Here is a 21,777-nt window from a genome sequence, read left to right on the forward strand (position 1 = left end):
TGCTATGAAAACGAATGCTAAGACTTCTTAGCATTTTTTATGCATAATATATCTATATTTATGATTTAGATTGTTTTATGTCTGATTGGAATCGTCGTCTAATCCATTATCTCCCCGCATGGCAATGGCTCAAACACTATGACACGCCTACGTTTAAGTCAGATTTACTTGCATCTTTTATCGTTATTGCCATGTTGGTTCCTCAAGGCATGGCCTATGCCATGTTGGCAGGCTTACCGCCAATCACTGGGTTATATGCCAGCATTATCCCAATGATTATTTATGCCATCATTGGTGGCAGTCCCACACTTTCTATTGGCCCTGTTGCCATCATTTCGATGATGACCTTTGCGACTTTGAACTCGATGTTTGAAGTTGGTTCACCAGTTTATATACAAGCGGCATGTTTATTAGCCCTGATGGTCGGTGTCATTTCCCTGCTGTTGGGTTTATTTCGCTTTGGTTTCCTCATCCAACTGATTAGCCACCCCGTCATCCAAAGTTTCATTATTGCGTCTGCTTTGCTGATTGCGTTGGGTCAGTTGAAGTTTATTGTCGATCTACCTTTAAAAGCCAATAATATCCCCGAGTTTGTGGTAAGTGTTTGGCAATACATCAGTTTAACTCACATAGGTACGCTGTTGTTTGGACTGTGTGCAATCGCATTTTTAATTTATGCACCAAAGTTGCTGAATACTAATGCCTTAAAAGGTTTGTTCGGATCGACCGTATTACTTTCGCGTACTATTCCTTTATTTTTAGTGGTTGCCTCGATTGCCTTGGTCTATTTTTTCCAACTGCAAACGCTTGGAATCAAAACGGTCGGAATCATTCCATCTGGTATGCCTCCACTCGATATGCCGTATTGGAACTGGACTTTAGTTCTGCAACTTTTGCCAGGTGCAACTATGATCGCGATGATCAGTTTTGTTGAATCACTTTCCATTGCTCAAGCCACTGCTTTACAAAACCGAAGCCAACTCAACAGCAACCAAGAACTTATCGCTTTGGGGTTAGCCAATATCAGTGCAGGTTTCAGTTCGGCCTTTCCTGTAGCAGGCAGCCTTTCTCGTACTGTCGTTAATGCAGATGCAGGCGCTCAGACCCCTATGGCTGGTGTGCTCTCTTCGCTGTTGATTATTGTAGTGAGCTTATACTTTACAGGTTTCTTTCAGGACCTTCCTTTAGCTATTTTGGCTGCAACGATTATCGTCTCGATATGGAAACTTGTGGACTTTAAACCCTTCATCGAAGCATGGAAGTATTCCAAAGCAGATGGTATCGCGATGTGGATTACCTTTTTTGGTGTTGTCAGTATCGATATTTCAACCGGCCTGATCATTGGCATGATCTCAACCTTTATTTTGTTGCTTTGGCGGATTAGTCGGCCACATATTGCTGTGATTGGCTTGGTCGAGGGAACGCAACATTTTCGCAATGTTGAACGCCATCAAGTTCAAACCACGGCACAAGTACTGTCAATGCGTATAGATGAAAGCCTAACCTTCTTAAATGCCAATATATTGAAAGGCGAGCTGATCAATGCCGTGAGCCAACAACCTAAGTTAGCCCATGTGGTGATTAATTGCTCCAGTGTGAGTAGTATCGACTTGAGTGCTTTAGAAATGCTGGAAGATATTAATCTAGAATTGGCCAAGCAAAACATTCAGCTGCATTTGTCCGAAGTTAAAGGCCCTGTGATGGATCGACTGCAAAGCTCAAAACTATTGAAACATTTGAGTGGGAATGTCTTTTTAACTCACTATCAAGCCATTCAGACCCTTTCACCTCAGCTGCTTAAAACTTCATAAGAGACCGAATGTCTGCTTGCACTTTTTCAATATAGTGAGAAATATCAAGCAGGCATTTATGATAAAAATCCATTAAATATGTCATTTTTATGAATTAAAATGAATAATAAAAACTGGAATTACAACAACTTAATTTTTATATCTAAATATTTTTCAGTCAGTTAGCAAATTAGGTATAAAATGGCGCACTTAAAATCCGTATTTTGTCCTCGTAATTTCAACAAGGCGCCTCTATGTTTTCTGTTTTAGCGCGAATGAGTCTAGTTACTCGAATTATTATTGCCATTATTTTGGGTATTGGTGTAGCCCTTGTTTTCCCAGGCGTTGCACCTTATTTGAGCCTGCTAGGCGACTTATTTATTAAAGCGTTAAAATCTGTCGCGCCTGTACTTGTATTTGTCTTGGTTCTTGCTTCTATTGCAAATTTTAAAGTAGGTCATAGTGCGAATCTACGTCCTATCATCATCATGTATGCCGTGGGTATGCTACTGGCTGCTTTTTCAGCAGTTGCTGTCAGCATCGCTTTCCCAAGTACTTTGTTCTTAAATTTACCTGCAAATACTGACTTACAACCACCAAGTAGCTTGATTGAAATCTTTAAGAACCTGCTGCTGAGCTTTATTGCTAACCCTGTAACTGCCATTAGTGAAGCAAACTTCATTGGTATTTTAGCGTGGGCTGTGGCCTTGGGTGCTGCATTCCGTCATGCCAAAGACTCAACCAAAGACTTACTCAATGATACTGCACACGCAGTAAATAGCGTGATTCGTTTGGTGATTAACTTTGCGCCTATCGGTATTTTCGGTCTAGTGGCGGTAACCTTTGCAGAAACAGGTTTAAGCACATTAGCAAGCTATGCACACTTATTGGCGGTCTTACTCGGCACAATGGCTTTCGTTGCCTTAGTCATCAACCCGCTTATGGTTGCTGTGGTAACACGTAGCAATCCATATCCTTTGGTATTTCAGTGTTTACGTGAAAGTGGTATCACTGCTTTCTTCACGCGAAGTTCTGCTGCGAACATTCCTGTGAACTTAGATCTTGCAAAACGTTTGGGTGTTGCTGAATCTACAGCGAGTGTAGCCATTCCACTCGGTGCGACCATTAACATGGCCGGCGCCTCAGTGACTATTACCGTGCTTACACTGGCAGCAGTCAATACACTAGGTCTTAATGTTGACTTTACCACCATGATGATTTTATCTGTGCTTGCAACAGTTTCAGCTTGTGGTGCTTCTGGTGTCGCAGGTGGTTCTTTGCTGTTGATCCCTGTTGCGTGTGGACTGTTTGGTATTTCATCTGATATTTCAATGCAAGTGGTTGCAATTGGTATGGTGATTAGCGTACTACAAGACTCTACTGAAACCGCATTGAACTCATCAACTGACGTATTATTTACTGCAGCAGTTGACCGCGCTTCAAAATAATATATTGTAGAATCAGTATATTATTTCTTTTTTGAAGTTATGCCATTTCAACACTTACCACTTTGGATTCAACTGGGGGCATTCTTTCTTGCAGTCAATGCAGGAATGATTAATGTCTTAGGACTGGTGACTGTTTTACACCAGTCTGTTTCCCATATGACTGGTAATGTAAGTGTTTTGGCGATGTCGCTTGTACATTGGCAATCCGAAAGCATTTTATATTTGCTATTAGTAACTGTCTGCTATGTCATCGGTTCATTTTATAGCGGTGTAATTCTGGGAAATAGTCACTTTCGATTGGGACGCCGCTATGGCGTACCACTCACGTTAGTGGCTTTTTTTATTTTTCTGTGTTGGTTCTTTCTGCCTTATTTTCCACGCTATGCTTTACTCTGGGCCTGCGTCGCAATGGGTGTGCAAAATGCCATGGTGAGCCATTATAAAGGCACTATCATTCGCACTACACATTTATCGGGTGTCCTTACCGACCTCGGTTTAGCGCTTGGCTCTCGAGTGCGCGGACTCGTGGTTGAGCGTCGGCGCGTAGTTTTACATCTTTTGATTTTAAGTGGCTTTTTGATCGGTGGACTCTGTGCAAGTTGGATGTATCCCTATTTAAAACTCAATTCTTTTTTAGTTCCAACAGCATTAAGCTTGATCCTTAGTGTTGTATATTGGATCATTTACTTTCGTTATCGTCGTTTTTAAACGCAGTTGTGGAATTCGCTATGGTAAAAAATGCATTACAGGCTCAGTTACTCAAAGCCGGTTTAGTTGACAACAAAAAGGCCAAAAAACTTTCTAAACAAGCAGTGCATGAGCAAAGAACAGGTCAAAGCAGTGAAGCTGAGATCAAGGCAAAAATTGCACAAGACAAACAGCAAAAACAGGCCAAAGATCAAGCTATTGAACTTGAAAAGAAAGCGATATTGCAAGAAAAAGAGCTCAAAGCGACGATCATTCAAATGATCACGCAGCATAAAATCCGGGATACCGACGGTGACGTGGCCTATCAGTTTATTGACGATGGCAAAATCAAAAAACAATATATCAATCAACAAATTTATAATGCCTTGGTTGCTGGTAGCCTCGTGATTGCACGTGATCATGAAAGCTATGCCTTCTTACCTAAAGCTTTAGCTGATCGTATTAATGCCAAACTTGAAGGCTTTATTATCGTAAATACCTCAGAGAAAAATGAAGCAGTCACCGATGAGGAAGATCCATACGCTGCATACGTGATCCCTGATGATCTCATGTGGTAATTATTGAGCCATCAGAAGCTTCCATATTGGAAGCTTCTTTTTTCCTAGTTCATTATAAAACTAATTCACCATTCCACTGACCTGACATATCCCAACCATCAACGAGCTATACTTCACGACATCCAAATAATGACTGAAAATCGAATCGAAGAGAGTAAATAAACAAGTCGTTGAAAACATGTATAAACTTAGTGACACAATTTGCTTAATTCGTATAGCTGATTACACTATTTGCAGTGTTTTAATCAAAAGAAGATCGCATTTTGGATAATTTTCATTTTATACAGAGTTTAAAAGACTGGTCGGATCAGTATCCTTGGATCGAAATGCTGACAGGATTCTGCATACTCATTTTAGTGGCTATACTGGCATATATTATTGCCAAGCATGTTGTGGTTCGTGGTATTCGGCATCTCATCACTAAGCTAAAATTTGCCAATCACGACATCATGTCGCAGCATAGCGTGATTCGTCGAATTGCGAACATTGTCCCAGCAATCGTCATTATGAATGGTATCGTCACCGTTCCTCACCTGTCTGCGAAAATGGTCAGCTTTGTCCAAATGGCGGCACAGGCCTTTATTTTCTTAACCATTGCGCTCGCGATTGGTGAATTACTGAATATCTTCAATTTAGTTTATCAACGCAATCCGAAGTCTAGAAATAAACCCATCAAAGGCTATTTACAGCTAATCAAACTGATTATTTTCATCGTTTGTGGCTTGATGATCTTAGGGACTTTCCTGAAAAAAGATGTATTCACCTTGCTGGCGGGTTTCGGTGCTATGGCGGCAGTGCTGATGTTGGTCTTCCAAAACACCATTTTGTCTTTGGTGGCTTCTGTTCAGATTTCATCCTATGACATGGTCCGCATTGGAGATTGGATTGAAATGCCATCCCTGAATGCAGACGGTGATGTCATTGATATGTCATTACATACCATCACCGTACAGAACTTTGATAAAACCTTTACCACAATTCCAACCAACAAATTGGTCACTGATACTTTTAAAAACTGGCGGGGTATGTCACAGGCAGGCGTACGTCGTATCAAACGCTCACTTTATATTGACCAAAGTAGCGTTCACTTTATGTCTGAAGCAGAACAAAGCAAACTTAAAGAGTTTTTATTATTAGACCAATATCTAGATCACAAGAGTACAGAGCTGATTGAGTTTAATCAGAAATTGAGCAATACATCTCCTTGTAATCAGCGACGTTTAACCAATATTGGGACCTTCCGTGCGTATGTTGAGCTGTACCTTAATCAGCATCCGAACATTTCAAAACACCAATCTTTAATCGTACGTCAGTTACAACCGACTGAAAAAGGCTTGCCACTGGAAATTTATGCATTTAGCAATCAAATTGCATGGAAAGATTATGAAGCGATTCAGTCGGATATTTTCGATCATTTAATTGCCATTCTTCCCGAATTTGGTCTCAAAATTTACCAAGCACCATCGGGATATGACATGCAAATCGCAATGTCAAACCCGTAATTTTTTCACTTTGGTATGCTAAAACCACTCTAGTTTTAGCATACTAAGGTCTTAAAAACGAAGAATAGGCATTTTAATATACGTTCTAAATCACCAACTCTAGAATAAAAATTATGAAAATACATAACATTAGTTTTTCAACAACTGTGTTATTTACCTTGTGTATTATGTAAGTTAATTATGTGATTATTTACATGAAATATACCTCAATATCACAATATCAACCTTTTCTCTTCATTAAATTAGCCACTCCTTTTCACTTTGTAAGACTTTCTAAAATGAATACTTTAAATAAATCTTTATGTGCCGCCCTTTTAGCTGTAGCAGCGACATCTTCTTTTGCAGCAGAAACTCAAGTTGTAGAAACCACTCAAGCTGCTGTTGCAACTGAAAATGCAGCACCTGCTTCAGAAGCTGCTGCATCTGATGCGGTTGCGACATCAGAAGCTCAAGCAAACTAATGCTTTAAGCATCTTGGGGGATTCATTTGATTGGATTCCCTTTCATCAACCATCTCTCTCAGACTTTTTATATCTATTCATCTACATTTCTTGCTATCCATACTGCTACAACATCGTTTAGCCTCTCTTAATTTACACAGACCACTGAGGTCTTTTCATGCTAAAATTTTCAAACTCTGCTTATTTATAAAACAAGTCATTACCTTATAAATGACTTATTTTTAGAAGGTTTTATTCATGTTCAAATGGTTTGAAAAACGTGTTGATCCCTATCCAGAAGAAGGTTTAAACCAACCTTTACCGACCACGTTCTTTCCGTTTGTATGGCAGGCCGCTAAAGGTGTACGTGGCTATTTGCTGATTTTGGTTTTATTCACGGCTGGTGCTGCCAGTTTTGAAGCCTTGTTTTATGCCAAAATTGGTGACTTAGTAAACTGGCTCAGTAAAAGCCAGCCAGAAACATTTTTAGCAGAACATGGTTCAAATTTAGTCCTTTTATTCTGTATTTTATTGGCCAATATTTTATTTGCCAGTTTACAGTCGATTATTAAACACCAAATATTATTTAGCACTTTTCCGATGCGTCTGCGCTGGCGCTTTCATAATTTACTGCTGAAGCAAAGCCTCGACTTTTTTCACAATGATTTTGCAGGAAGACTCTCCGCAAAAGTCATGCAAACTGCACTGGCAATACGTGAGTTCTGGGTTATTTTGGGTGACATGTTAGCTTATGTGCTCATTTATTTTGTCACAGTCAATTTGGTACTTGCCGCTATTTCCCCACTCCTAATATTGCCTTTACTGGTCTGGTTGGCGTTGTTTATCTGTGCTGCGTATTACTTCATCCCACGTTTGAGTAAAGTTTCAAATGAACAGGCTGATGCCCGAGCTGTGATGACTGGCCGTGTTACCGATGCTTATACTAATATTCAAACAGTGAAGCTTTTTGCCCATGCAGGACGTGAAAGCTTATATGCCAAATCCTCGATGCAGGAGTTCATGGTCACCGTTTATAAACAAATGCGTTTAGGTGCTAAGTATGAAATCAGTATCCTGTTTTTAAATATAGTACTGTACGCGGGCGTATTGGGCACTGCAGTTTGGTTATGGATGAATGGGCGAGTTGAACTTGGTGTTATTGCTGCTGCAACGGCTATGATTTTAAAACTGAGCAGTATTGCTGAATTTATCATGTGGCAAACCTCAGCACTTTTTGAAAGTGTCGGCACCATTCAAGATGGCATGAAAACCCTCGGTCGTTCGATCACGATTCAAGACAAACCTGATGCCAAAGACCTTGAAGTTAAACAAGGCATGATCGAATTTAAAGACGTAACTTTTGCGTATAACAGTAAAAATGTCATCGACAATTTAAACCTACGCATCCGAGCTGGTGAAAAAATTGGGATCGTGGGTCGCTCTGGTGCAGGAAAATCAACACTGATTCAACTATTGCTACATTTTTATCAATTGAAACAAGGTGAAATTTTAATTGATGGACAGAATATTGAAGATGTCACCCAAGACAGCTTACGTCGTAATATTGCCTTAGTGACTCAAGACACCTCCCTGCTACACCGCAGTGTTGCAGAAAATATTAAATATGGCCGTCCCAATGCCAGTGATGAAGAAATGTATGCTGCTGTACGTAAAGCCAAAGCCGAAGAGTTTATTCCTCAGCTGACTGACTTACGTGGTAAATCAGGTTATGAAGCCTATGTTGGTGAGCGTGGAGTGAAACTTTCAGGTGGCCAACGCCAGCGTATCGCCATTGCTCGTGTGTTCTTGAAAGATGCACCAATCTTAATTTTAGATGAAGCCACCAGTGCCCTAGACTCAGAAGTTGAAGCTGCAATTCAATCTAGCCTTGATGACCTAATGCAAGATAAAACGGTGATTGCGATTGCTCACCGTCTTTCAACCATTGCTCAAATGGATCGTTTGATCGTGCTTGATGAAGGTCGTATTGCAGAACAAGGGACACATGAAGAGCTGATTCAAAAAAATGGTATCTATGCGCACCTTTGGCAGCGTCAAACAGGTGGATTTTTAACGGAACAACATCCAATTAAAAAGAAAGAAGCCTAGTTTTACTTTCCGTCCTCAGCACGCTTAGATCATTATCATCAATGATTTTAGCGTGCTGATTTTGAAAAGATTTTACTTAACTTTTAGCATCATTTGCTGAGCCTTTATTTTTATCGAGAGTCTTATATTTTTGCTCAGAAATTTATGATATTTATAATATCGTTCCACTAAATAAGAAATGAAAAGGATACTGAATTGATATAGGCTTGGAGCATATTGTCCAACAATATGCTCCATGAATTTGAAATATTCATGCCAATATAACTTCAGTCAGAAAAGAAAGAAAAATGCAATGGATCGCGCATGAAAACAGTTTCACTTCGCCAAGATCAAGGAATTCCTGGTGTTTATGGCTTATTGTTGTTAGATGTTGTGTCTCGTTGGGGCTATAATGCAGAGACGCTATTTTCCCCTTTTCAACTCACGAGTGAACAACTCGCAGAGCCTGAGTTCCGCATACCCGTTCATACTGCCAATGAACTTGTGAAGTTGGCCAGCCGTCTCACTGGTGAGCCCACGCTTGGCTACCATCTAGGCACGCAAATGCGTATTTCAATTCATGGCTTCATTGGCTATGCCATTATGACAACTCATGATATTGGCGAAGCCTTGGTACTTGCTAACCGTTTTATTCAACTGCGCATGCCTTTTTTGCAGCTTTTCTTTTCCACCTTTGGCGAAAAAGCGACTTTACAATTACGCTGTGATGTCGATATAGAACCGTTGCGTACCGATATTGCGATCAGTATTATTTTTGGCATTGTTTCTATGAGCAAGGCGCTCACTGGCATTGAAAATCTGGCTGGGGAAATTGATTTCGATTTTCCAGAACCCGAAGGCTTTGATCGCTATCGTGCAAAGCTACCTAACCATAGTGTTCGCTTTGATCAACCACATTTACTTTTGAGTTTTGATAAGCATTATCTAGGCTTTAAAATGGTCAATGCTGACCCACTTGCAAGCCAAATAGCCATTAATCAATGTGAAGCTGAACTCTCAGCCATGGGCGAACGCCGAAGATTATCGATGCGTGTTCGTGACATTTTAACGCGCTCAGAACAACACTATTTAAGCATCGAGCACGTAGCTGACCTCTTACACATGTCTGATCGCACACTGAAACGCCAATTGGCTGCTGAAAGCACGTCTTTTTCTACTATTGTGGATGAAGTTCGTTACCGTCATGCCACGTCACTTTTGTCACGTACAGACTATAGCTTAGAGCAAATTGCGGACGAACTGGGATATAGTGATGTGGCAAATTTCAGCCGAGCCTTTAAGCGTTGGAGTGGACGCAGCCCAAGTAATTGGCGTAAAGATCCGTATTTATAGATCTTTTGTTTTGATAGAAAAGCATGTATAAATCATGCGAAAAATGATTTTTGTATTTTAAGGAGTTATTCATGAATCATCCTTCAGAATTGAAGTATGCGAGTACACATGAATGGGTGCGTATTGAAGGTGATCTTGTTGTAACTGGTATTTCAGACCATGCACAGGATGCCTTAGGCGATTTAGTCTACGTTGAAACACCAGAAGTTGGTCAACAAATCACTGCGGGCGAACAAGCGGGTGTGGTGGAATCTGTAAAAACAGCTTCTGATATTCATGCACCAGTTTCTGGCACCGTGGTAGAAATCAATGCCAATCTGGAAGATGATCCTGACTTCGTCAATGATGACCCCTACGGCAAAGGTTGGATTTATAAAATCAAACCAGACAATATCGCAGATGTAGAACAACTCCTTTCAAGCACAGCCTATGAAGCGGGTCTAAAAGCCTAGTATTCATATTTACGGCTCAAAAAATCAGTCTGCGGACTGATTTTTTAAAAAAATTATCTTATTCTGATAAATCAACTCGATATTTATATATTCACATCAATTAAATACCTAATTTATCACTATAATTATACTTTTCACGTGCATTATCTTATAATCTGGTTGTTTCAATTTCACAGCCGTACCCTAGCTTCTGTATAAAATAATAACAACAGTTTACGTCCTGTAGCCTCATCTTCGAGCCAAGGGTTCTGCATGTCTGCTCTCAATACATCATCACTATGGAATAAGTCTTTTATTCTTTGCTTAGCGAACAATCTGTTTTTGTTCATCTTTTACTTTGCACAGACCTCAATCCTTCCAATCTATATTTTGAATGATTTGGGTGGAAGCCTTGCTCAAGCAGGCTTAGCCATGACTTTGTTCATGGCATCGTCTATCGCAGTTCGCCCTTTTAGCGGACTCATTATTGAAAAATTTGGCAATAAGAAAACGCTTTTTATCGCGAAAGCCCTATTTTGTTTGTTTTCCTTGGCCTATTTGTTTGCTGATAATTTACAACTTTTACTACTGATTCGTTTTCTACATGGCATTTGGTTCAGCATCGTCACCACAGTTGCCGTACCTATCGACAATGAGTTTATTCCAGAAAAACGTAAAGGCGAAGGCATGGGCTATTTTGTCATGTCCATTAATCTGGGGATTGTACTTGGGCCATTCCTCGGTTAAACTCTGATCCAGTCTGTATCCTATCCAATGGTCGCAGGGATTTTAGCGTTTAGTGTCTGTCTCGGTTTCTTGTTTTGCTTCTTTATCCCAATTCAGCAGACCACTCAAAAATTGACACCACCCGTGAAGCGCAAGCTCAATATCCATGACTTTGTTGAAACTAAAGCCTTGAATATTTCAATTATGGGCATGATCGTTTCTTTTTCCTATGCCAGTATCATGTCGTTCATTTCAACTTATGCAGAGTCTAAACATCTGCTGAACTATGCGAGCCTATTTTTTATCGTCTTTGCAATTTCCATGATGAGCCTACGCCCAATTACAGGCAAAATTTATGACCGTCGTGGGGCAAGTTATGTGATTTATCCAGCGATTATATTATTTAGCTTGGGGCTTATGATTCTCAGTCAGATTCAATCTCTGACGGGTTTATTGGTTGCGGCTGTATGCGTTGGCATGGGCTTTGGTTCTGCACAGCCTTGTCTACAAACTTTAGCTATTCAAGGTGCGGAAAAGCATCGGATTGGCCATGCGACCTCCACGTTCTTTACCATGTATGACTTAGGTATTGCTCTTGGCTCTGTATTGTTGGGTCTACTCATTTCTAAGCAAGGTTATAGCTTCACCTATTTATTCTGTGCACTGACAACCGTTTTAAGTTTATTGTTCTATGCCTTTATCGCGAATAGAAAGAAAACCGCTTAAAATATCAGTCCGTATGCGCATAGCAATGAACTTACGGACTCAGAAAATTAGGCGTCGGCCTTCTCTTCTTCAGCGTCTTTGGCTTTTTCAGCAACCGCTTGATCAAAAGACAAAGCACTATTTGAGTTTAACTGCGGGTTGGCACGACTACTCTTTAATTTAATCTGTAGACGTAATTCATTGACCGAGTCTGCATTTCGTAGTGCTTCTTCATAAGCGATTGCACCTTGATTGTATAAATCAAACAAAGCCTGATCAAAAGTCTGCATGCCTAACTCTCGTGATTTCGACATCACTTCTTTGAGTTCGTGGAAATTCCCTTTAAGTATCAAGTCTGACATCAACGGTGTATTGAGCATGATTTCCACTGCTGCTCGGCGGCCACGCCCATCTTCAGTTCGCACCAGACGCTGTGAAATAATCGCCTTCATATTGGAAGATAAGTCCATCAAAAGTTGATTGCGACGTTCGTCTGGGAAAAAGTTAATAATTCGATCTAAAGCCTGATTTGCATTATTGGCATGCAGTGTCCCCAGGCATAAGTGGCCTGTTTCCGCAAAAGCTATGGCATGTTCCATCGTCTCCGTGTCACGAATCTCACCAATTAAAATGACATCGGGCGCTTGGCGCAGAGTATTTTTCAAAGCATTGTGCCAAGAATGACAGTCCACACCCACTTCCCGATGAGTAATCATCGATTTCTTATGCTTGTGTACATACTCCACAGGGTCTTCAACTGTAATAATGTGCCCTGCCGAGTTTTCATTTCGATGATCAATCATGGCTGCTAAAGACGTCGATTTACCCGACCCTGTACCACCGACAACGAGGACCAAACCACGTTTTTCCATAATTACGTCTTTTAAAGACGTTGGAAGTTGTAACTTAGTGAAGTTAGGAATTTCCGCAGTAATCGTACGAATCACCATCCCCACATGCAGTTGCTGCTGAAAAACATTGACACGAAAACGCGAAACATTGGGAACGTTAATTGCAAAATTACACTCAAGCTCGGTTTCGAACTCCAATCGTTGCTTTTCGTTCATTAAACTATAAGCAAAGAGTTTGGTCTGATCAGATGGCAAATTTTGTTGACCCAATGGCTTCATGAGGCCCTGATGCTTAATACTTGGCGGAAAGTCTGCAGATATAAATAAGTCTGAACCACCATACTCAACCACTTTGCTGAGCATGTGAAACATCATCCGACGGGCTTCTTCTAAAAGTTCTGCAGAATACATAGTGTTCTCTAAAAATTAGTGCAAATAGCTGACTTTAAAAAGCATTTCTTTTCTTCAAAATACAATTTTTTATCGTGTTCTTTCAGGCTTCTGATTTTGCATAAGTTTCTGCTCTAGCTCAACCTAATTTATCGTTTGATAAATAATTTTTAGCTTATTTTTCAATTTATTATCTTCATTTATTGAACTACATCACAAAAAAAAGACCTTTCAATGAAAGGTCTTTTTGGCTGCGTTGATTAAGCACTACGTTGAACAGCGTGGCTGCGTAATGTGTCGGCAACCTCTAAAAGTACTTGCTCGGTTTTTTCCCAGCCTAAACAGCCATCCGTAACAGACTGACCATAGACCATGTCATCTGAAATTTTCTGATTACCATCAACCAAATGACTTTCAAGCATGACACCACACACATTGCTTTGCGTACGTTCTGCAACAATGCTACGCAATACATTAGGTTGATTGAGTGGATTTTTACTACTGTTACCATGACTACAGTCAATCACCAAAGCAGGTAATTCATCTTTGACTTTATCTTGCATATGACGAATATCGGCTAAAGCATAGTTAGGCCCCGAGTTTGCACCACGTAAAATCAAGTGTGGCTTCGGATTTCCTTGGGACTGAAGCATACATGCCATGCCTTGCTGCCCAATTCCCATGAACTGGTGAGGGTTTGATGCAGACTGAATCGCATCCAGAGCAATTTGAATTGAACCATCTGTGCCATTTTTGAAACCAATGCTAAACGGCATATGACTCGAAATTTCACGATGAATCTGCGACTCGCTGGTACGCGCACCAATAGCTCCCCATGCCAACAGATCGTCGAAATAAGCAGTCGCCATCGGGCTTAAAATTTCTGTAGCAATCGGCAAACCCATTTCAATAATCGCTAAATACAATGCTCGAGACTGCTCTAATCCCAACTGCATATTGGAAGATCCATCAAGTAAAGGATCGTATAAAAAACCTTTCCAGCCCACCGTAGTCCGTGGTTTTTCAATATAGGCACGCATTACGAAGAAAATCTGATCTGAAACTTTGGTTTGTAATTGTTTTAACTTTTCAGCGTATTCTAAAACCGCAATAGGGTCGTGAATGGAACACGGGCCTGTAATGACCATTAAACGATGGTCTTTGCCTTCTAATATATTTTGAATGGTTTGACGCTGTTCAGCAATTTGTAGTTTTAATGGCGTTGAAAGTGGCAACTGCGCTTTGAGTTGCTGCGGCAAACTTAAAAGTGTTTCTTGAACTGTCGTTTGAGTACTTTGTAGTGCAGTATTTAGAGCATTCATTGGTTTGTATCCTTTGGACTGTGGTGTTCAGTCCGATCTTTTATTTGAGCGTTATGGGTCTAATGGATTGCTGGGCTAAAGTCATAAATTGACTAAAGTAAAACCAATAAAAGTTGCTAAAGTATGAATAGTTAGTTGTTTTCATGAAGTACTCCAAAATTTATTAAAACAGCAGATATAAAAAAACCTGACCAGGGTTGCCGATCAGGTATTAACTAGGTGGGCAACCTCTTGATGCCCGAACGCGTTCAGGCAATTATCTAAATTGCCAGAAGTAATAATTTGCGTTAGAGATTACAGGTTGCTTTAACATTTTTATATCTTCAAAAAATATGTTATCTGAAATTTAAAATACGCTGATTTTTTTGCTTTTACAACACTTTTTTATACAAAAAATTCTGTTCTATTCCGTTTAAGCCTTTGCCTTTAACTTAATGGCCTATCATGTTTGAGTTCATGAGAACAGTCGCTATGAAGCCTAGTGTAGTTTTAGCAACTGCATTTCTGCCTGCTGAGCACAAACAGGTGGACTAAACAGATAACCTTGCCCAATACGACAGCCCATATCTCTTAACAGCTGCAATTGTGTTTCGGTTTCAATGCCTTCGGCAACGATATCCATTGATAAAATCGGGCCGAGTTTGGCTAACCCTTCGACAATGGCATAAATCGATTTATCATCACTTAAGCGTTGTACAAAAGAGCAGTCAACTTTAATAATATCAACAGGATAATCGCGCAAATGAGTAAGAGAAGAATGCCCCGTACCAAAATCATCCAGTGCTATTCGCACACCATTTGCTTTGAGTTTTTTTAAAGCACGAACCACATATTCATAGCCGCGTTCAGCCAAATGATATTCAGTAACCTCAATTTCAACAAATTTTGAGGGTATGCGGTAGGATTTGAGACGTTTTAAAAAGATCTCCGCAAAATTATCACGCATAAACTCAACAGGTGCTGCATTAATTGAAATGGGTACAATGTGTAAGCCTTTTGCCCACCATTCAGTAATCTGCTTGAAAACCTGATGCTGCATAATCTCACCAATACGGCTGGATAACTCATAATCATTAAAAGCTGCTGCGATTCGTGCAGGGCTTTGAATGTTATTCTGATCATCACGCCAGCGTAATAGCGCTTCATAACCAATAATTCGTTCTGAATCTAAACAGACCTTCGGTTGAAAGAAAGCCTCGATGGCAACATTACGAATAATTTGGTGCGCACAATTCAGTTGTTCAGATTGTTCCCGTACTGCATTAAACATATCCTGATCAAACATGCGCATACCGCCACGGCCTTGTGCTTTAACATCATTAAGTGCTGTGTCGGCACATTTGAGTAACTCACTGAGGTCATTGGCATCATCTGGATAGAGGCCACATCCAATGCTCATACCACCATTGATGTAGTTCCCCGAAAATGTGATGGGAATCTCGAGTTGTTGCAAAATCTGCTGGGCAATTTGATTGAGCTCACCGATATCCTGCACATTCGGAATAATCACACCAAACTCATCCCCACCAAGACGTGCCAAGAAAGCACGTCCTTCTAAAATTTGTTTTAAACGTTTCGATAAAATTCTTAAAAGGTGGTCACCTGCCGTATAACCCAGTGTGTCATTGATGGTTTTAAAGTGATCTAAATCCATCAACATGACGGCTAACTTTTGTTTTTTATCACGTGCACTGCTATACAGTTTTCTGATTTTTTCTTTAAACGCACGTCGGTTATTTAAACCGGTTAACTCATCACGTTCACTGCCTTGTTTTAATTTTTGTTCGGTGAGATATTGCAGCGTGATATCACGTGAAACACATAAAATACTCTGGGTCTTTCCGTCAACATCAAGTACAGGTGTCAGAACATTATCCCAATAATAAACTTTACCATCCGATAAACTCATGCCATTAAAACGGGAAATTTGGCCTTGGCCTGCATCATACAATGCTTTTTTGGCTTTTTTACGCGCCGCAGGAGGCAAAAGTTCGACCCAAGACATACCAAAGTCCTTAACATCTGCACTTCCCAATAACATGACACATGCCGACTTATTCATATGTGTGACCATACCATCTGGCTCAACTACAATAATGCAGTCTACGCTGGCATTTAACATATCCGAATGGGCACGTAACAGCGCCAAAGACTCAATATAAATTTTCATGCCCTGATGAATATCAGTGCAACTCAGTTGAAATCCAGCGGTAGAGCGATCCATTTCACCTTGGACTAAGAACCAATGATACTGGCCCTGACGATTACGAATCCTACAGGTTTTTTCAAATGTGAGCTCGGCAATTATCGGTTGATGCAAAAATTCATCTAATGCTAGTACATCTTCTGGATGAATATATTCGACCAAATTGAAGCTATCTGCGGATAAATCCATTCCTCCGACATACTGACGTAAGGATAAATTTATATATTTGCAGAGGTCATTATGAATCCAAAAAAGCTGAGGAATAATATCAATCAGATGATGGTTTTTTTTTGAAGCAGAACTCTTTCCTGCCCGTTGATCATAAGCAATATTTTTAGATTTATTCTTAGGCTGTGAATGGGTTCGAGACATAATAATTATCTGCAACTTAAACTTGCTGGTTTAGTCCATAACCAGACATATTGTTTAAAAAAGAGGTGGTGTATCAAAAAGTATGCTAAAAAAAAGCAGGTTGAATTTTGATAAAATAGAGAAATGCAAATAACTCTAGAAATCAAATGTCCAACCTGCCTCAGTGACAGTATAAAGAAAAATGGCATCAAAGTAGATGGGAAACAAAACTACCAATGCAAAGACTGCAAACGTCAGTTTATTGGTGACCATGCTCTGAGCTATCTAGGATGTAATTCTGGCATTACTCGTAAAATATTACAGTTAATGGTCAGAGGCAGCGGTATACGAGATATCGCTGAAGTTGAGCGCATTAGTATCGGTAAAGTCTTACGGACTTTAACTGAATCGGCCTATCAAATTCAGCCTAAACAAAGTCATTATGAATCTCTCGAAGTAGATGAATTCTGGACTTTTGTTGGAAATAAAAATAATAAACAATGGCTTATTTACGCCTACCATCGAGAAACAGGTGAGATTGTTGCTTATGTTTGGGGTAAGAGAGATTTAGCTACAGTCCAAAGGTTGAAGACAAAGCTTAAACAATTAGGTATTCACTACACCCGAATTGCAAGTGATCATTGGGACAGTTTCATCACTGCTTTTAAAAACTGCAAGCAAAGTATTGGTAAGTTGTTTACTGTAGGAATTGAAGGTAATAATTGCAAAATAAGGCATCGAATAAGGCGTGGTTTTAGAAGAAGTTGCAATTTCTCCAAAAAGCTTGAAAACCATTTTAAAGCCTTCGACTTAACCTTCTTTTACATCAATAATGGCTTCATTTAATGTCAGCATACTTTTTAAAACACCACCAAAAAAGAAATCAAGCAAAGTCATGAAAAACAATGAAAAAACAAAAAAGTAAATATAAGTATAATGACACTGCGTGATTACCATCACAATATGCATCATATACAACTTATATAAGCGTATACCAATGAAAAATTGCAACTATTACACAAATTAGACAAATAACTGAGAGCCGTTTTCAATAGCAAATGAGCATTCATTTGAGCAACACCGAAAAGCTAAACAACTTTCAGTGAAAAACTAATATTAACAATAATTTATTTTAAGTAAATACCGACTATTCACATAATGATTAAATTTAATCCGACTTACACAAAGACATCATATAGAGGGGTTTTACGCCCTACTTTTGTGCAAAAAAAGCAGAAACCTAATGGGTCAATATTATCCAATAAAGTTTCTGCTCTAGTACATGCTTGTGAGCTATGATTTAAAGATTCTTTTCTTCAATAAACTCAGATTGTGTTTCAGAAAAGACTGTGTAGGGTCACTTTTTTCATAACATTCATTTGGCAGTGAGTATTTAGCCAATTTCACCCAAACAGATGAAAACTGTTTGATAAAGCTCGCTTCATTGTAATGAATCCCATACTCTGCACACAGTGCTTTAATTTTGGGTGCGACTTGTGCGTAGCGATTGGCAGGCATGTATGGGAAAAGATGATGTTCGATTTGATGACTCAAGTTCCCGCTTAATATATGCAAGCCCTGTGTCCCACTAAAATTACTTGAGCCTCGAATTTGACGCAGATACCACTCGGCCCGTGTTTCATTGTCGATATTGTCCATTTCAAAGTTTTCAGCGTCTTCGGTAAAGTGACCATTAAAAATCACCGCGGATGCCCATAAACTACGAATAACATTGGCTACTGCATTACCTGCAAAGACTGGCAGTGCATTTGGCCCAGCAATGATGGGGAAAAAGACATAGTCCTTAATCACTTGGCGTTTCATTTTCTGTCTAAAATCATATGACTCTGCCCAAACTTCGCGCCAAGTTTTTGTTTTATAGGCGACCACATCCTCTATATGCAGATTTTGTATACCTACATACCATTCAAAAAACACCATCAATTGTGCAGCTAAAGGTAGATTCAACAAAAAGCGCGGTTCCCAGACCTGTGCATCGCTCACACGGACTAAGCCATAGCCGACATCATGGTCCATACCAACAATATTGGTGTAGGTATGATGGATATAATTATGCGTATGTTTCCAGTCGGGGCCTGTGGCTATAGTATCCCAGTCATAATTTGTGCCATTGAGACTCGGGTCATTCAACCAATCAAACTGACCATGCATGACATTATGCCCAAGTTCCATATTTTCTACGATTTTAGATACCCCCAATAAACCTGTGCCCAAAAGCCATACTGGAGGCAGCCATCCTGCAAACATGAGCATTGCACGTGCGCTTATTTCGCTATAACGCACAAAATTTCGGATTTTGTAAATATACTCAGCATCTTTTTCATTGAGATTTTCCATCACTTCACGACGGATCGCTTCAACTTTCACACCAAACTCTTCGATTTGTGCAGGACTTAAATATTTGGATTTACTGCTTTCACTAAAATAAACGGGAAGATTCATATCTATACCTTCTTAAAGGTTGATCACAACAGGACTAACCGCCTGTGAAATACATAATTTAATTTGTGTGTTATTGTTTTGATCAAGCTCGCCTGTGAGCAGATTCCGCACCACGCCCTGAACTTTTGTACATGAACAAGTATTACAAATGCCCATACGACAGCCATGTGCGGGACGTAAACCCGCTTGTTCTGCACTGTCTAATAAATTGCTTTGGGCTTGAAACTGTTGCTGCGAACGTTGAAACGTGACCACTTGAGCGCTCTGAGTATGATCGACAACAATTTGAAAGTATTCGGTATGCAGATGGTCAACTAAGTCTAAAGCCTGATAAATTTCTGTCAGGCTTTGCATCATATTGGCAGCACCACAGGCATAGCATTCACGTTGTTCAAAACCTTCCACCTTTTGGCTAAGCAAGTCTAGGCTCAGATGTTGTTTATCCAGCAAGGTATTTACATGATGGAATTTAAACTGCGGATAATGTTCAGTAAGTTGTTGCAGTTCTGCATGAAAGGCATCATCCCGCGTAAAGTAAATTAAATCGATATAGGAAACTGTTTGTGGTTGTTTTAATGCAGCCTTAATCAATGCGTAAATTGCGGTAATACCACTCCCCGAGGCAATCATCAATGCAGAGTGAAGCTGACTTTTTAAAACAAATTCACCTTGCGTTTGGGAAATTTCAACTACACTTTTTACAGGCTGTTGAGTGAGTGCATTTGAGACTTTGCCCTGTTGTTTGACAGCAATCACAAGATTGCCATTTTCTAAAATCTCGACAATCGAATAGCTGCGCTGCCAACGTACACCAGCAATGAGTACTGTCACTAAGATACTTTGCCCAGCGTGATAGTCGGTTGCTTTAAAATGATGATTTGGCTGTAACTGCATGTACACAAAGTCATCTGACAAGTGATGCTTTGCAACAATCCGCGCTTTGGCTTTTTTCCATGCCCATAGCGGATTTACTTTTTCAGCCAGAAAATCGATGAAATCTTCACGTACCCATTCAGGACGGTATTCAACATGCTTTCCCATAGTCACCCTCTGCTTTAGTTTATTTTTATACAAGTGTGCATTATTGAGACATCAAGATAAGGTGAGAACCTATTTTCGACTATGTCATAAAAGGACAAAATCTAACGAATTGACATTTTTTATCATTTTTGTCTAACAACATGAACAGTTTTGCCAATTCACTTTTCTTCTAATCAAAAACAAAAAAACCAAGCCGCAGCTTGGTTTTTTAAACATCTTACAGCGAATTAGTCTTCAAAATGAATCACCGTACGGATTGATTTTCCATCATGCATTAAGTCAAAGGCTTCATTGATTTTGTCGAGACCCATAGTATGCGTAACAAATGGCTCTAAACGAATGTCACCAGTCATGGCTTCTTCAACCATACCTGGCAGTTGTGAACGACCTTTTACACCACCAAAAGCCGTCCCTTTCCAGGTACGGCCAGTGACCAGTTGGAATGGACGTGTTGAAATCTCTTGGCCTGCACCCGCCACGCCAATAATCACAGACTGGCCCCAACCACGGTGTGCACATTCAAGTGCTGAGCGCATGACATTAGTGTTACCAATACATTCAAATGAGTGATCAACTCCCCAACCAGTCATTTCAACAATGACTTCTTGTACAGGACGGTCATGATCCTTAGGGTTTACAAAATCAGTTGCTCCGAATTCTGCTGCTAATTTATATTTGTCAGGGTTCGTATCAACCGCAATAATACGGCTGGCTTTGGCTTTTTTTGCACCTTGTACAACTGCTAGACCAATACCACCTAAACCAAAGACTGCAACGGTATCACCCTCTTGTACTTTGGCTGTATTTTTGACTGCACCTAAACCAGTGGTCACGCCGCAACCCAATAGGCAGACGTGTTCAGGGTTAGCATCTGGATTGATTTTAGCCAAAGACACTTCTGCAACAACGGTATATTCAGAAAAGGTTGAACAGCCCATGTAGTGATATATCGGTTGTCCATTATAAGAAAAACGCGTTGTACCATCTGGCATCAGACCTTTGCCCTGCGTCGCACGGACTGCAACACATAGATTGGTCTTGCCTGACTGGCAGAATAAACACTCGCCACACTCAGCCGTATACAGTGGAATAACATGATCACCCGGCTGAACGCTGGTTACACCTTCACCGACCTGAACTACGATACCCGCACCTTCATGGCCTAAAACTGCTGGAAAAACACCTTCAGGATCATCACCAGATAAAGTAAATGCGTCGGTATGGCATACACCTGTATGGGTAATCTTGACTAAAACTTCACCTTTTTGTGGTGGAGCGACATCAATTTCTACAATTTCCAGAGGTTGTCCAGGTCCAAAGGCAACAGCTGCACGTGATTTCATTTTCGCTATCCTTAACAGGTCTTTAACAGATGCGCTACAGTAACCGCTTTTTATTCTCTGTT

17 protein-coding genes and 1 pseudogene are annotated in these 21,777 nt (G+C 40.1%); 12 read left to right on the top strand and 6 right to left on the bottom strand.

Going from position 1 to position 21,777, the window contains the following annotated elements:
- Positions 1-77: 77 nt before the first annotated feature.
- The 10 genes and pseudogenes from ACSC9N_RS08350 (at position 78) to ACSC9N_RS08395 (ending at position 11,769) form a co-directional block, all read left to right on the top strand.
- Positions 78-1,811: a SulP family inorganic anion transporter gene (locus tag ACSC9N_RS08350; RefSeq protein WP_010326652.1), complete on the top strand. Its 1,734-nt coding sequence runs from the start codon at positions 78-80 to the stop codon at positions 1,809-1,811.
- Between the two features lie 233 nt (positions 1,812-2,044).
- On the top strand, positions 2,045-3,238 hold the full coding sequence (gene sstT / locus ACSC9N_RS08355) for a serine/threonine transporter SstT (RefSeq protein WP_004979798.1): 1,194 nt from the start codon (positions 2,045-2,047) through the stop codon (positions 3,236-3,238).
- A 39-nt stretch (positions 3,239-3,277) separates the two neighbouring features.
- Positions 3,278-3,946, top strand: coding sequence for a YoaK family protein (locus tag ACSC9N_RS08360; protein ID WP_058951996.1), 669 nt, complete (start codon positions 3,278-3,280; stop codon positions 3,944-3,946).
- A 20-nt stretch (positions 3,947-3,966) separates the two neighbouring features.
- Positions 3,967-4,503 carry a DUF2058 domain-containing protein gene (locus tag ACSC9N_RS08365; RefSeq protein WP_005399509.1) on the top strand — a complete coding sequence of 179 codons (537 nt, stop codon included), beginning with the start codon at positions 3,967-3,969 and terminating at the stop codon, positions 4,501-4,503.
- Positions 4,504-4,766: 263 nt separating this feature from the next.
- Positions 4,767-6,005 carry a mechanosensitive ion channel family protein gene (locus ACSC9N_RS08370; protein ID WP_010326650.1) on the top strand — a complete coding sequence of 413 codons (1,239 nt, stop codon included), beginning with the start codon at positions 4,767-4,769 and terminating at the stop codon, positions 6,003-6,005.
- 278 nt (positions 6,006-6,283) lie between these two features.
- Positions 6,284-6,466, top strand: coding sequence for a hypothetical protein (locus tag ACSC9N_RS08375; protein ID WP_010326649.1), 183 nt, complete (start codon positions 6,284-6,286; stop codon positions 6,464-6,466).
- Between the two features lie 237 nt (positions 6,467-6,703).
- On the top strand, positions 6,704-8,554 hold the full coding sequence (locus tag ACSC9N_RS08380; RefSeq protein WP_010326648.1) for an ABC transporter ATP-binding protein: 1,851 nt from the start codon (positions 6,704-6,706) through the stop codon (positions 8,552-8,554).
- A gap of 303 nt (positions 8,555-8,857) precedes the next feature.
- On the top strand, positions 8,858-9,886 hold the full coding sequence (locus ACSC9N_RS08385) for an AraC family transcriptional regulator (protein WP_004693238.1): 1,029 nt from the start codon (positions 8,858-8,860) through the stop codon (positions 9,884-9,886).
- A 71-nt stretch (positions 9,887-9,957) separates the two neighbouring features.
- Entirely contained in the window at positions 9,958-10,338 is a 381-nt protein-coding gene (gene gcvH, locus ACSC9N_RS08390; RefSeq protein ID WP_058951997.1) for a glycine cleavage system protein GcvH, read from the top strand.
- A gap of 252 nt (positions 10,339-10,590) precedes the next feature.
- Positions 10,591-11,769, top strand: a pseudogene (locus tag ACSC9N_RS08395) (MFS transporter).
- A gap of 47 nt (positions 11,770-11,816) precedes the next feature.
- On the opposite strand, the gene ACSC9N_RS08400 reads toward ACSC9N_RS08395, so the two are convergent.
- Positions 11,817-13,010, bottom strand: a complete 1,194-nt coding sequence (locus ACSC9N_RS08400; protein WP_010326644.1) for a PilT/PilU family type 4a pilus ATPase — start codon at positions 13,008-13,010, stop codon at positions 11,817-11,819.
- Between the two features lie 239 nt (positions 13,011-13,249).
- A complete protein-coding gene (locus tag ACSC9N_RS08405; protein WP_010326643.1) occupies positions 13,250-14,311 on the bottom strand; it encodes a 3-deoxy-7-phosphoheptulonate synthase in 1,062 nt (353 codons plus the stop codon).
- On the opposite strand from ACSC9N_RS08405, the gene ACSC9N_RS08410 reads away from it, so the two are divergent.
- Positions 14,290-14,403: a hypothetical protein gene (locus ACSC9N_RS08410; protein ID WP_157843581.1), complete on the top strand. Its 114-nt coding sequence runs from the start codon at positions 14,290-14,292 to the stop codon at positions 14,401-14,403. The two genes, ACSC9N_RS08405 and ACSC9N_RS08410, sit on opposite strands and share 22 nt — an antisense overlap.
- A gap of 386 nt (positions 14,404-14,789) precedes the next feature.
- On the opposite strand, the gene ACSC9N_RS08415 is transcribed toward ACSC9N_RS08410, so the two are convergent.
- On the bottom strand, positions 14,790-16,889 hold the full coding sequence (locus ACSC9N_RS08415) for a sensor domain-containing protein (protein ID WP_131230358.1): 2,100 nt from the start codon (positions 16,887-16,889) through the stop codon (positions 14,790-14,792).
- A gap of 123 nt (positions 16,890-17,012) precedes the next feature.
- On the opposite strand from ACSC9N_RS08415, the gene ACSC9N_RS08420 reads away from it, so the two are divergent.
- Positions 17,013-17,714 carry an IS1 family transposase gene (locus ACSC9N_RS08420; RefSeq protein WP_005005861.1) on the top strand — a complete coding sequence of 234 codons (702 nt, stop codon included), beginning with the start codon at positions 17,013-17,015 and terminating at the stop codon, positions 17,712-17,714.
- Between the two features lie 447 nt (positions 17,715-18,161).
- Here ACSC9N_RS08420 and ACSC9N_RS08425 read toward each other — a convergent pair whose 3' ends face one another.
- From ACSC9N_RS08425 to ACSC9N_RS08435, 3 genes are all read right to left on the bottom strand, one after another.
- Positions 18,162-19,331: a fatty acid desaturase family protein gene (locus ACSC9N_RS08425; protein ID WP_010326640.1), complete on the bottom strand. Its 1,170-nt coding sequence runs from the start codon at positions 19,329-19,331 to the stop codon at positions 18,162-18,164.
- 12 nt (positions 19,332-19,343) lie between these two features.
- Entirely contained in the window at positions 19,344-20,372 is a 1,029-nt protein-coding gene (locus ACSC9N_RS08430) for a flavin reductase family protein (RefSeq protein ID WP_010326639.1), read from the bottom strand.
- Between the two features lie 227 nt (positions 20,373-20,599).
- Positions 20,600-21,715, bottom strand: a complete 1,116-nt coding sequence (locus ACSC9N_RS08435; protein ID WP_010326638.1) for an S-(hydroxymethyl)glutathione dehydrogenase/class III alcohol dehydrogenase — start codon at positions 21,713-21,715, stop codon at positions 20,600-20,602.
- Positions 21,716-21,777 lie beyond the last annotated feature (62 nt).

Source organism: Acinetobacter sp. PC34, assembly GCF_051789135.1.
Taxonomy (GTDB): domain Bacteria; phylum Pseudomonadota; class Gammaproteobacteria; order Pseudomonadales; family Moraxellaceae; genus Acinetobacter; species Acinetobacter johnsonii.